The sequence below is a fragment of the Paenibacillus spongiae genome, assembly GCF_024734895.1.
Classification (GTDB): domain Bacteria; phylum Bacillota; class Bacilli; order Paenibacillales; family Paenibacillaceae; genus Paenibacillus_Z; species Paenibacillus_Z spongiae.
Map to the genome: position 1 here is coordinate 7,021,675 of NZ_CP091430.1, position 12,601 is coordinate 7,034,275.

Sequence of the window (12,601 nt, forward strand, 5' to 3'; positions counted from 1 at the left end):
CAAGTCCGAATTTTGAATCGTAACAACTTTGTCACGAATTTGAAACTTTTTCTTCATTATAACCAACACCAAAGCTTCATATAACAAAATCTTATATATGCTTAGCTTGACGGCATTGTCGCTTTTATTAAAATGTGTTACCATTTTTTTAGAATATTCATACCTGACATGTCGGATTTATATTGAGGTATGAAATTTAGACTAGGAGGAATCGATCGATGGCTTACGAGCCCGTATGGATGAAGGATCCATCCGCTTTGAATAAATTCGAGCTAGTCAAGATGGAGAAGGACGGACTGGACGTCATTCGCACCATTATTGACCAGTACGCCAAAGAGGGCTACGACTCTATTCCGGAAGACGACATGAGCCGGTTCAAATGGGCTGGCGTTTATGAGCAAAAGCCCCGCGACGGCCATTTCATGATGCGCGTCCGCATCCCTACCGGTATTACGACCGCACCGCAAGTCCGTGCATTAGCTTCAATCGCACGCGATTACGGACGCAATCTTATTGATGTAACGACGCGTCAGGCCATTCAATACCACTGGCTGCGCGTTGAGAATTTACCGGATATTTTCAACCGCCTCGAAGAAGTCGGACTCTACTCATACGAAGCTTGCGGTGACTGCCCGCGCACCATTGTCGGTAACCCGCTGGCAGGGATCGACAAGGATGAACTGATTGACACAATTGGCATTGTCGAAGAAGTAAGCAATTTCTTCCTGCTGAATCGCGACTTCTCCAACTTGCCCCGCAAATATAAAATGTCCATCACTGGCAACATTTATAACAACGCAAATGCAGAGATTAACGATCTTGCATTCGTGCCCGCATCGAAGGTCATCGACGGTCAAGAAATAATCGGTTTCCACGCCTACGTCGGCGGCGGCCTATCGGCCAAACCGCATATGGCACAGGAGCTGGATATCTTCATCCGTCCGGAAGAAGTCCTCAAGACCGCTATCGGCGTGACCACCATCTTCCGTGATTACGGTTACCGCCAGAAGCGACACCATGCCCGGTTGAAATTTCTCGTGGCTGACTGGGGTGTAGAGAAGTTCAAGGAGAAACTGATCGAGCTGATCGGAGATATGCCTTCCAAAGGCACGAATCGGACAATCGGATGGAACGCTGTCTATTATGATGGCGTATATGAGCAGAAACAGGAAGGCTTGCACTTCATCGGCTTAAACGTACCTGTGGGCCGCACAGAAGCTTCGGAGTTCGAGCAGCTGGCTGACATTGCTGAGAAATATGGCGACGGTAAGATCCGTACCACGATGTCACAAAACATCATTCTGAGCGGGATTCCGGCCGAGAAGCTGGAGGAAGCGCTGCAATCGCCTGTACTTCAGCGTCTGTCCCCGCAAGCGAAGACATTCATGAGCCGCACTGTATCATGCACAGGCAACGAGTTCTGCAACCTCGCTGTTGTTGAAACGAAAGAACTCGCCCGCGATGTTGCGGAATACCTGGATGCACATGTAGAACTGGATGAGAAAATCCGCATCCACATTATCGGATGTCCTAACGCTTGCGGACAGAAGCATATTGCGGACATCGGCTTGCAGGGCGCACTGATCCGTACCCCAGATGGTACGGTCGATGCCTTTGATATCGCAGTTGGCGGTATACTCGGACCTGGAGCGAAGTTTAACACAACGCTCAAAGGCCGCGTCAAAAGCACCGAAATCGGCAGCGTCTTGGCGAAGCTCATTACCTTCTATAAGGATAACCGCGAAGCCGGCGAATCGTTCCATAACTATGTAAATCGGGTCGGAGCAGCCGCATTCCAAGAAAAACTAAACGACTGCCTCGCCCAGCCCACATCCGCTTAAATAAAGTTAAATTAGAATCCTCTGCGAAGTATCCTATAATACTGGCAGAGGATTTCAAGTGAGAGATACAGGAAGCCCTCTGAATACCCGCATATGATGCGTCGTATCCAGAGGGCTTCTTTCAAAGTACCGACTTGTTCTGCGCGAGGATAACCCTGCCCGCTCCTTGCTCCTAATCCGCTCGGCCAGCCGCTACGCCTTCCGATGCCATGTTCGCATCTTTCGTCCGCTTGCTGTCCCGCTCCAGAATCGGCTTCAAGTAGCGGCCCGTGTAGGAGCCCTCGACTTTGACCACTTGCTCCGGCGTACCGGTGGCTACGATTGAACCGCCGCCGCTCCCGCCCTCAGGACCAAGATCGATCAAATAGTCGGCTGTCTTGATGACATCCAAGTTATGCTCGATGACCAGGACCGATTCTCCAGACTCCACTAGACGGTGCAATATAATGAGCAGCCGGTCGATGTCGTCTACATGCAGACCTGTCGTAGGTTCATCGAGAATGTACATCGTCTTGCCCGTACTCCGCCGGTACAGCTCAGCCGCTAATTTGACCCGTTGCGCCTCGCCGCCGGACATCGTCGTCGCTGGCTGACCTAATGTCATGTAACCCAGACCTACATCCAATAACGTCTTCAGCTTGCGATGAATACGCGGTACGTTCACGAAGAAATCACACGCGTGCTCAATGGTCATCTGAAGCAGGTCGGCAATGTTCTTGCCTTTGTATTTAATGTCGAGCGTCTCCCGGTTATACCGTTTGCCCTTACAAATCTCGCAAGGCACGTAAACATCGGGAAGGAAGTGCATCTCGATCTTAATGATACCGTCTCCGCGGCAGGCTTCGCAGCGCCCGCCCTTGACGTTAAAGCTGAATCGCCCCTTCTTATAGCCGCGAACCTTGGATTCGGTTGTCGTCGCATACAAATCCCGAATATCGTCGAATACGCCAGTGTACGTCGCCGGGTTCGAGCGCGGTGTCCGGCCGATCGGAGACTGGTCGATTTCGATCACCTTATCGATATGCTCAAGACCGCGTATTTCCTTATGCTGCCCCGGACGGAGCTTCGCTTTGTTCAAATCTCTGGCAAGCGTCTTGTACAGAATCTCGTTCACAAGCGTCGACTTGCCTGAGCCGGAAACGCCTGTAACGGCGGTGAACACCCCAAGCGGAACCTTCACATTAATGCCGCGCAGGTTGTTCTCCTTCGCACCGCGGATTTCCAGCCACTTCTCGCCCGTCGAACGGCGCTGAAGCGGTACGGGAATGAACTTGCGGCCGCTCAAATAGGCGCCCGTCAGCGACTTCTCGGAATCCATCACTTCAGCCGGCGTACCTTCCGCGACAACCGTGCCGCCATGGATCCCTGCGCCCGGCCCGATATCAATAATATAATCGGCAGCCATCATAGTGTCCTCGTCATGCTCGACAACAATAAGCGTATTGCCCAGATTACGCATATGTTCCAATGTCTGGATCAGCTTGTCGTTGTCCCGCTGATGAAGCCCGATGCTCGGCTCATCCAGAATGTACAGGACACCCATCAGGCTGGAGCCGATCTGAGTCGCCAGACGGATACGCTGTGCTTCGCCGCCCGACAACGTGCCTGCCGCCCGATTAAGCGTCAAATATTCCAGCCCGACATTGACCAGGAAGCCCAGCCGGCTGTTGATTTCCTTCAGAATCAATTGTGCGATGGCGCGCTCCTTCTCCGTCAGTTCAATGCCGCTGAAGAATCTCTGCGCATCGCCAATAGAGAGCGAGGTCACATAGGATATATTCTGTTCGCCGACGGAGACAGCCAAGCTTTCCTTGCGAAGACGATGGCCTTTACAGCCGCCGCAAGGCTTGGCGCTCATATATTGTTCAATATGCTCGCGGATGCCGTCCGAGCCCGTCTCACGATAACGGCGCTCCAAATTGTGCACGATGCCCTCGAATGGCACATGAGCTTCCTTCGAATGGCCAAAATCATTCTCGTAACGGAACCGGACACGCTCGCCGCCTGTTCCGAACATTAGCTTCTTCATATGCTCGTCCGTCAGCTCGCTGACCGGCACGTCCATCGGAATGCCGTAATGCTCGCACACCGCTTGAAGGAATTGCGGGTAATAGTTGGACGTGCTTCCCGCCCAAGCCTCGAATGCGCCACCCTCAACCGACTTCCGGTTATCCGGTACAAGCAGGTCGGGATCGACGATCATTTTGGCTCCTAAACCATCGCAGTCCGGACAAGCCCCGAAGGGGCTGTTGAAGGAAAACATCCGCGGCGCCAGCTCGTCAATGCTGAATCCGCATTGCGGGCAAGCGAGCTTGGAGCTGAACAGCAGCTCTTCCTTCTCCATCACATCGACCAATACTTGACCGTCGGACAGCTTCAACGCCGTCTCGATCGAGTCGGCAAGCCGGGTGTGGATATCCTCCTTGATCACGATCCGGTCCACGACCACTTCGATATTATGCTTCTTGTTCTTCTCCAGCTCGATCTTCTCGCCCAGGTCGCGAAGCTCGCCGTTAATCCGGACGCGCACGAAGCCCTGCTTCGAGACATCCGCCAGCAGCTTCGTATGCTCGCCCTTGCGGCCTGAGACGATCGGGGCCATGATTTGGAGCCGGGTTCGCTCCGGATATTCCATGATGCGGTCCACGATTTGCTCCACGGTCTGAGCGGTTATCTCAATGCCATGCTCCGGGCAGTGAGGTTTCCCTACCCTGGCGAATAACAACCGAAGATAGTCATAGATCTCGGTCACCGTTCCGACGGTCGAACGCGGGTTGCGGCTCGTCGTCTTCTGGTCGATCGAGATCGCCGGAGACAAGCCGTCGATGGAGTCCACGTCCGGCTTCTCCATTTGGCCAAGGAACTGACGCGCATAGGCGGATAGCGATTCGACATAGCGCCGCTGTCCTTCGGCATAGATCGTATCGAACGCAAGCGACGATTTGCCCGAGCCGCTCAGACCGGTAAGCACGATAAACTTATCACGCGGAATGGTCACGTCGATATTTTTCAAATTATGGGCTCTTGCCCCTTTAATAACGATGGAATCACTGGCCACTTACTTTCTCTCCTCCTGTACGTCCAACCTTCGGCGCACATCCGTGCAGCCTGTTAGCCGTGTCTTAGGTTTCAGTTGAAGTCCAAGCGGCCTGACCGCCCTTCAACGGTGAGATATGCAAATGCGGCGACGCCCGCTATCGGGCGTTCACCGCTTGATGTTTGGGAATTTGAATTAAGAGAATGGCCGGCCGATGAAGGTTATCGATTCTTACCCTACTTCGGCTTTCAGCTCCAGCAGCGCATCGCGCAGCTCGGCCGCGCGTTCGAACTGCAGGTTCTTAGCCGCATCCTTCATCTCGGCTTCCAGACGCCCGATAAGCGATTGGCGTTCTTTCTTCGACATCTTGCTTGCGCCGACACCCGTCAAATAATCGCTCTTCTGCTCGGCAACCTTCGTCGCTTCGATAACGTCATGGATTTTCTTGCGGATCGTCTGCGGCGTGATGCCGTGCTTATCATTGTAGCTTAACTGAATGGACCGGCGGCGTTCCGTCTCTTTGATCGCTTTATCCATGGAGTCCGTCATTTTGTCGCCGTACATAATGACGCGACCATCCGAATTTCTTGCCGCCCGGCCGATCGTCTGAATGAGCGAACGCTCCGATCGCAGGAAGCCTTCCTTGTCCGCGTCCAGAATGGCGACGAGCGACACTTCCGGAAGGTCAAGGCCTTCCCGCAGCAGGTTAATGCCGACTAGCACATGGAAGGTGCCTATGCGCAGATCCCGCAATATCGCGAGCCGTTCCAGCGTCTTAATATCCGAATGCAGATAGCGAACCTTAATACCGACATCCTTCATGTAGTCGGTCAGATCCTCGGCCATCTTCTTCGTCAGCGTCGTCACGAGCACGCGCTCGTCCTTGGCGATGCGATCGCGGATTTCCTCAAGCAGGTTATCGATTTGCCCTTTGGTCGGACGCACTTCGATAATGGGGTCGATCAGCCCTGTCGGGCGGATGATTTGCTCGACCATCGTCGGGCAATGTTCAAGCTCATAAGGTCCCGGGGTAGCCGATACATAGATGATCTGCTTCATCTTCTCCTCGAACTCTTCGAAGCGCAGAGGCCGGTTGTCCATTGCCGACGGCAGCCGGAAACCATGGTCGACGAGCACCTCTTTGCGCGCACGGTCGCCGTTGTACATCGCCCGGATTTGCGGAAGGGTCACGTGAGACTCATCTACGACGATCAGCATATCTTCCGGAAAATAATCCATGAGCGTATATGGCGTTGCGCCGCGTTCACGGAACGTTAATGGCCCCGAGTAGTTCTCGATGCCGGAACAGAATCCCATCTCCTGCATCATCTCGATGTCATAACGGGTGCGCTGCTCCAGGCGCTGGGCCTCCAGCAGCTTTCCCTGCTCCCGCAGCTCGGCAAGCCGTTCTTCAAGCTCGGCCTCGATATTCTTCAATGCTATGCGCATCGTTTCCTCTTGGGTAACGAAGTGAGACGCCGGAAATATAGCGACATGATCGCGTTCGCCGACGATTTCGCCGGTAAGCACGTCAATCTCGGTAATCCGTTCGATCTCGTCGCCGAACAGCTCGACGCGCATGGCCCTCTCATTGTTCGCTACGGGGAAAATTTCGATAATGTCGCCGCGCACGCGGAAGGTGCCGCGAATGAAGTTAATATCGTTGCGCTGATATTGAATGTCGACGAGCTTATGAAGAATTTGATCGCGGGACTTCTCCATTCCTTTGCGCAGACTCAAGACGAGCCCGCCATATTCCGTCGGTGAACCGAGGCCGTATATGCAGGAAACGCTGGCAACGATGATGACGTCCGTTCGCTCGAACAAGGAGCTGGTAGCGGAGTGGCGGAGCTTGTCGATCTCGTCGTTAATGCTCGAATCCTTCTCGATATACGTATCCGAGGATGGAATATACGCTTCGGGCTGGAAGTAGTCATAGTAACTGACAAAATACGAAACGGCATTGTCCGGAAAAAACTCCTTGAACTCGCTGCATAGCTGCGCAGCCAACGTCTTGTTATGCGCAATGACCAGCGTCGGCCGATTCAGCTTCGCGATCGTGTTCGCGATGGTATAGGTCTTGCCTGTACCGGTAGCCCCCAGCAGCGTCTGATACCTCTCGCCCGCCTTCACGCCTTCCACCAGCTGTTGAATCGCTACCGGCTGATCGCCCTGCGGCGTGTACTCCGATTTCAGCTCGAACGGCTTCTTCATCCTCGTTTCGTGCTCCACCATGCATTAACACCCCGATTCTATGGCCTCTATGAAAAAAGGCCTATTAAAAGGTTACCCATAAATCCCGATAAGTTAGACACAGTCCTATTAAAAAAAGTGCATGACTTGCTGCCCGTCTTGCCATGTGGTATTGGGCTCAATCTGCTGCACGTTGTCATTACATATTACCGAGCATCTGCCAATTCTGTAAGCAAGCCCGTGATCCTGCGGAATTCATAAGAATATGTGTTCCCATTCGTATATTATACCGATTATCGCTGTCCGATGCAATCGGTTGATGTTGACAACAAGTCTGAGCACAGGGAGTAAATTGATAAGATTATTAATAAGACGGGGCGTGAAAACGGAAGATGGATATTACGACGGTCATTGGTATTATCGCAGGTATTCTGGCATTATTTCTAGGTTTTTTGTGGGAAGGCGGGCATCCGGAAAGTTTATTTGAGAAAACGGCCTTGCTGATCGTGATCGGGGGTACATTCGCGGCGGTTGCCGTCAGCTTCCCTTCCTCCAAACTCAAACAGATTCCAGATGCGCTTCGGCATGCCTTCCGCAGGACGGATACCGATCCCTACGGGATGATCGATAAGATTGTGGACATGGCTACGATCGCCCGGCGAAATGGGGTTCTCGCGTTAGAGAGTGAAGCGAACGAGCTGAAGGAACCTTTTTTGCGCAACGGACTGCTTATGGTCATTGACGGCACCGATCCCGAGCTTACCCGCGAAATTATGGAACTGGAAATCGACGCCATGGAGCGCAAGCGGGAGCAACAGGCCAAAATTTTCGAGGCAGCCGGCGGATACGCGCCAACGATGGGCATCATCGGCACCGTTATGGGGTTGATCCACGTGCTGAGCAACTTATCCGATCCGGGCTCGCTCGGACCTTCGATCGCGGTCGCTTTTACCGCTACGCTGTACGGGGTTGCCAGCGCGAATGTCTTTTATTTGCCGATCGCATCCAAAATCAAAACAGCCAGCATGGAGCAGGTACAAATGCTGGAGCTGATGTTGGAAGGCGTGCTGGCGCTGCAGGCCGGGGAAAATCCCCAATTGATCCGCAAGAAGTTGACCTCGTTCATGTTGCTGGAGCAGGAAAATCCTAGAGCGAAGAAGGTGGGGACGAATGCGGCGGAGTAGAAGGCGTTCAAGCCGGAGAGATGCGCCGGAAAGCCATGATCGCTGGCTCATCACTTATGCGGATTTGATTACGCTGCTGATGATATTTTTCGTTATTCTGTATGCCATGAGCCAGCTCGATGTGAAGAAATACGAAGTGCTCGCGCAATCGCTTAACTTTGAATTCCGCAAGGCGGAATCGCCTCTTGAAGGGGGCTCAGGCTTGACCGGCTCGCTCGATAAGGCTCAGCAGCCCAAGCCCCCCGAAACTTCCGAGAAAGTGACCGATCCCGAAGAGGAGCGGCGTAAGGCCGAGAAGCTCCAGTTGGAGAATGAACTGCAGGATTTACTTCGCATCATACAGACTTACATTAAAGATAATCGTTTGGAAAATCTCGTTTATGTTGCAGATACGTCCAAAGGGATTGCAATCCGTCTCTCCGATCAGTTTCTGTTCGACCTTGGCAAGGCTGATTTGAAGACGTATGCGAAGCCTGTGCTCGACAAGCTGGCCAGCCTGTTTAAACAGCTGAAAGACAATACGATTAGTATCGAAGGCCATACGGATAATCTGCCGATACAAGAAGGCGGAGCGTTCCGGGACAACTGGGAGCTGTCGGCCGCACGTTCCCTGTCCGTTCTGCGGTATTTCGTCGACGGGGCAAAGATCGATCCGAAAAAATTCGAGATCGCCGGATACGGCGATACGCGCCCCGTCGCGCCGAACACGACGGAGGCCAACCGTCAAAAAAACCGCCGCGTCGAAATCACGGTCATGCGGATTATAGAATGAACCACAGCGGCTGATTCGAAGCAAGCCATCTTACCTCTTGGTATGATGGAAACTAAAAAACCGTTCCTTGTAAACGGCAGCGCGATCTGCCATTTGCGAGAGGAACGGTTTCTTAGTATTTAATATTTATGATCTAAACTTTCCCGAGCAATGGACTGGGATTGCTGAAAGCGTCTGATCCGCAAACTCGCTCTGAATTTCGCCCCGGCAGCTCCCCATTGCAGAGTCAGTATCGCCGTTTATTACCATTGTTACTTCGGGTCTACTGATCTCTTGAACTGCTCAACTGTAACGGCCTTGCAGCTGAACACACTCCCCACCACGCGTCTGTAACGCTGTTTTTGACCGTTACAGCTTCCAGTCCGCCGCGTAATGAGGCAAAACGGCTTCCGAGCAAACGCATAAAGGTTGAGCAGCTTTATTTTAGAAGATTAACGGTTCCCGTCGTTAAATTGCCGGTAAACTCCAATGACAGTTACTAAATCGAAGTCGACGCCGAGTCACGCTGACGCGCCGCGCGCCCTCCCCGGAAGAGGTCAAACAGCGAAGCCGCTCGAGGTGCGGCATAGAAGTCCGCCCGGTCATCCGGCGCCAGTATGACGCCAAGCTGATGATGCTCGTTGGCGTAGCGGGCACGCTGCACGAACTTGATTTGGCCCTCCAAATTGAGCACCTCCAGCTTGCAGAAAGCGGACTGCATGTGCAAAGCGGCGTACAGCTCTTCTATGGAACGAACCTTCATGCCGTTAACCTTGTGCAAGATTTCGCCCGAAACAATGCCCATCGCTTCCGCAGGCGTTCCTGGAATAACGGCTAATACGCGAAGCCCCTGCTCGTTATGTACATAAAAGGGGCTGCTTGTCGTTTCTCGCAGCCGACTAAACAAGACGAGCAGCTCATGCAGCAGAAGCGCACAGAGCGCTGCAATAACCGTAAGCGGCGGCCAGAATGCGGCGCCTGCAGCTGCCGCGCCTACCAGGAGCGCATAGAGCATCAGCGACGATGCCGCCGCGCGTGCCTTAGCACCCGGCAGCATCGTTCGGGTCAGCTCGGTAAACCCGATCATCATCGGAAACCCGACCATCGTCCAGCCGCCGCTGCCGAGGAAGCTGTTGTCCAGAAGCGTCGTCCAAGGCAGAGCAATATCAGCGCCGCCGCCAGATGCTGCCGGAACCAGCATAAGAAGCGGCACCGGCCAGTAGCCTTGCAGCATATAGCCGCCGATGAGCTTTCCTCTCTTGCCCTCAAGAAACAGAGGGTTGGCAAACCGCGCCCCCTGCAAGCGCACGAGCAGCGCCTCTGCGAGATGCATGAGCGCGACGAGTATGAGCAGACCCGGGATATCCAGCCGCCCCAGCGAAGCAGCCGCCGTCCCGATCCAATCCGCTCGTTCCGTCAGCGGCATCCAACCGAGCAGCCACTGCAGCACCCCGAGCAGGCCTACGCTGTAGGCGAAGCATAAATAACGCACTGAAAACGCGGCTAAGACCGCAGCCGTTCCCCACATCCAGAGCACGGCTTCACCAGTAACGGTCACGCCCAGGAACAATCCTGCGCATGATAGAAAGAATCCGACCACTATGCCGGAGATTATCGTCCTCACGAGCTGCGAAGGCCATGCATGCAGACGGACATGGAACAGCTTGCGCATCATTCGCGTTTGGCGCATGTATTGCAGCATAATAAGCAGAATGGCTACGTAGTAATAAGGTGATAGCAGCAGCTGCCAAGCCGCTCCTCCGGCTTGCCGGAGCACTTCCAAAGCCACTTCCAAAGCGTTCACCCCTTCTTATCCCTAGTTTCGAATAATTCGGATTCGATTCGAATGATCCCATCCGGCTGCCAACCGCGGTACTCTCTGAAGGAACGCCACTATCATTCCAGTCCTCCGTCGAACTGTTCACAGTGTATAGACTTGTATGACGTTAGAACGAATGTAGGAAAGAATGTAGGAAAGAATGGCACACACCCGCTGTTTCTTAACGGAATAAAAAAGAAGGCAGGCATCGCAAAAACGCGAAGCCAACCTTCTATTCATTCGACATCGAGTTGAGAAATCCTGCCTCTACGCGATCCATACCGCTGCACGATACTGACTATTGAGCAGCTTTATTCTTTAATTTCTCTTTGACGACGCCGACCGCTTTAAGGAGCTGCACGTCATTATCCTGATCGCGAATTTGGACGATAAGCTTTTCCTCGATCTTCTCGGCCGTCACTTTGTCTACTTCGCCTGTGACCGGGAGCCCGGCTTTCTTCTGGAACGTCTGGACACTCTTCTCCGTCGCAGCGCTGAAGTAGCCATCCTTCCGGTCCACTTCATATCCGAGCGCATTCAGCATCACTTGCAGGCTGCGGGTATCTTCCGATATCGTGTCGCGGACGAGTGTCTTCGCCTTGGACAGACGGGCTACCGTGTAATAATCCGGCGGCAGCACCTCGATATCGGGCTTCAGCCCCTTCTCATGCACCCAATTGCCAAGAGGCGTCAACCATTTGGCGATCGTCATCTTGACCAGACTGCCATCGCCTGTCACTTTATCGTAGCTGACCTGAACCGTGCCTTTGCCGAACGTCGTCTCGCCGACCAATACGGCATGTCCCGCTTCTTTCAGAGCGCCTGCCAGCACCTCCGAAGCGCTCGCGCTTCCTTTATTCATCAGCACCGCAACCGGGTAAGGCTTGCCTTTGCCCTTGGACATCGTTTTCTCGCGATTTCCCGCCCGATCTTCAACCTGTACGATCGGCTGTCCTTCCGCAATGAATGGCTGCGCCACGGAAACGACGATCGGCAGAACGCCGCCCGGATTGTTGCGCACATCGATCACGAGCCCTTTCATTCCCTGCTTCTCCAACCGCGCTAGCTCCTCTGCGAACCGTTCGCCGGTATTCAGGGAAAATTGGCGGATTTCAATGACGCCCACGCCGTCACTGTGCATATTCGCATATACCGTCTCATAATCGATATCATCGCGTACAAGCACGAGCTGAATAGGGTCTGAAACGCCAGCGCGTTTAATGCTCAGCTTGACCTTCGTCCCCTTCGGACCGCGTATTTTAGCGACGGCTTCATTCAGGGTAACCCCTTCGAGCTTCTCGCCGTTGACCGACAGCAGCACGTCCTTGGCGAGCACGCCTGCTTTCTCCGCCGGCGATCCCTTTATCGGGGAAATAACCGTAATGCTTCCATTCTGGAGCGTTACCTCGGCACCTATGCCTGTGAACGATCCTTCGATGGATTCCGAGAAGTGCTTCGCCGTATCCTTCTCCATATAAACGGAATAAGGATCGTCCAAGGCTAACATCATGCCGTTGATCGCCCCGTCCATGACTTTGGAACGATCCACTTCACGGAAATATTTCGTTTCAATCAACTGCACGACCGCGTTAAGCTTATTAATCTCCTGCGCGGTCATCCCGTCCTTCCCTTTGGCATCCGCGGCTACCGCTCCGCTTGCAGCGCCCCCGCTCTCCAGCGCGATCCAGCGGTCGGTCACCATAAGCGTAACCAACACCGAGGCCACGATCGTCAGCGATATGAAGGCTGCGACAGTACGTCCCTTGAACTGCATGA

At 53.6% G+C, this 12,601-nt stretch carries 7 protein-coding genes; 3 read left to right on the forward strand and 4 right to left on the reverse strand.

Translation table 11 applies throughout. The features are described from left to right. Positions 1 to 218 precede the first annotated feature (218 nt). The gene (locus tag L1F29_RS31605) at positions 219 to 1,841 is read left to right on the forward strand and encodes a nitrite/sulfite reductase (protein ID WP_258385933.1); all 1,623 of its coding nucleotides are present in this window, start codon (positions 219 to 221) and stop codon (positions 1,839 to 1,841) included. A 172-nt stretch (positions 1,842 to 2,013) separates the two neighbouring features. Here the strand turns inward: L1F29_RS31605 and uvrA are convergent, their stop codons facing one another. Both uvrA and uvrB read right to left on the reverse strand, forming a co-directional pair. Continuing rightward, positions 2,014 to 4,899, reverse strand: a complete 2,886-nt coding sequence (gene uvrA, locus L1F29_RS31610; RefSeq protein WP_258385934.1) for an excinuclease ABC subunit UvrA — start codon at positions 4,897 to 4,899, stop codon at positions 2,014 to 2,016. A gap of 210 nt (positions 4,900 to 5,109) precedes the next feature. Further along, complete coding sequence (uvrB, locus tag L1F29_RS31615) at positions 5,110 to 7,113, reverse strand: excinuclease ABC subunit UvrB (RefSeq protein WP_309252354.1); 2,004 nt, start codon at positions 7,111 to 7,113, stop codon at positions 5,110 to 5,112. A 350-nt stretch (positions 7,114 to 7,463) separates the two neighbouring features. On the opposite strand from uvrB, the gene L1F29_RS31620 reads away from it, so the two are divergent. Together L1F29_RS31620 and L1F29_RS31625 are read left to right on the forward strand one after the other, a co-directional pair. Next, complete coding sequence (locus L1F29_RS31620; RefSeq protein ID WP_258385935.1) at positions 7,464 to 8,255, forward strand: flagellar motor protein; 792 nt, start codon at positions 7,464 to 7,466, stop codon at positions 8,253 to 8,255. After that, positions 8,242 to 9,027, forward strand: coding sequence for an OmpA/MotB family protein (locus L1F29_RS31625; RefSeq protein ID WP_258385936.1), 786 nt, complete (start codon positions 8,242 to 8,244; stop codon positions 9,025 to 9,027). Before L1F29_RS31620 ends, L1F29_RS31625 begins: the two co-directional genes overlap by 14 nt. 478 nt (positions 9,028 to 9,505) lie before the next feature. Here the strand turns inward: L1F29_RS31625 and L1F29_RS31630 are convergent, their stop codons facing one another. Together L1F29_RS31630 and L1F29_RS31635 are read right to left on the reverse strand one after the other, a co-directional pair. After that, positions 9,506 to 10,795 carry a PDZ domain-containing protein gene (locus L1F29_RS31630; RefSeq protein WP_258389871.1) on the reverse strand — a complete coding sequence of 430 codons (1,290 nt, stop codon included), beginning with the start codon at positions 10,793 to 10,795 and terminating at the stop codon, positions 9,506 to 9,508. A gap of 328 nt (positions 10,796 to 11,123) precedes the next feature. Further along, the gene (locus L1F29_RS31635; protein WP_258385937.1) at positions 11,124 to 12,599 is read right to left on the reverse strand and encodes a S41 family peptidase; all 1,476 of its coding nucleotides are present in this window, start codon (positions 12,597 to 12,599) and stop codon (positions 11,124 to 11,126) included. Positions 12,600 to 12,601 lie beyond the last annotated feature (2 nt).

What these genes read in the sequence shown, in the direction of transcription:
- L1F29_RS31605 (WP_258385933.1), top strand. Translation starts at nt 219, where the DNA reads ATGGCTTACGAGCCCGTATGGATGAAGGATCCATCCGCTTTGAATAAA.
- uvrB (WP_309252354.1), bottom strand. Translation starts at nt 7,113, where the DNA reads ATGGTGGAGCACGAAACGAGGATGAAGAAGCCGTTCGAGCTGAAATCG.
- L1F29_RS31620 (WP_258385935.1), top strand. Translation starts at nt 7,464, where the DNA reads ATGGATATTACGACGGTCATTGGTATTATCGCAGGTATTCTGGCATTA.
- L1F29_RS31625 (WP_258385936.1), top strand. Translation starts at nt 8,242, where the DNA reads ATGCGGCGGAGTAGAAGGCGTTCAAGCCGGAGAGATGCGCCGGAAAGC.
- L1F29_RS31635 (WP_258385937.1), bottom strand. Translation starts at nt 12,599, where the DNA reads ATGCAGTTCAAGGGACGTACTGTCGCAGCCTTCATATCGCTGACGATC.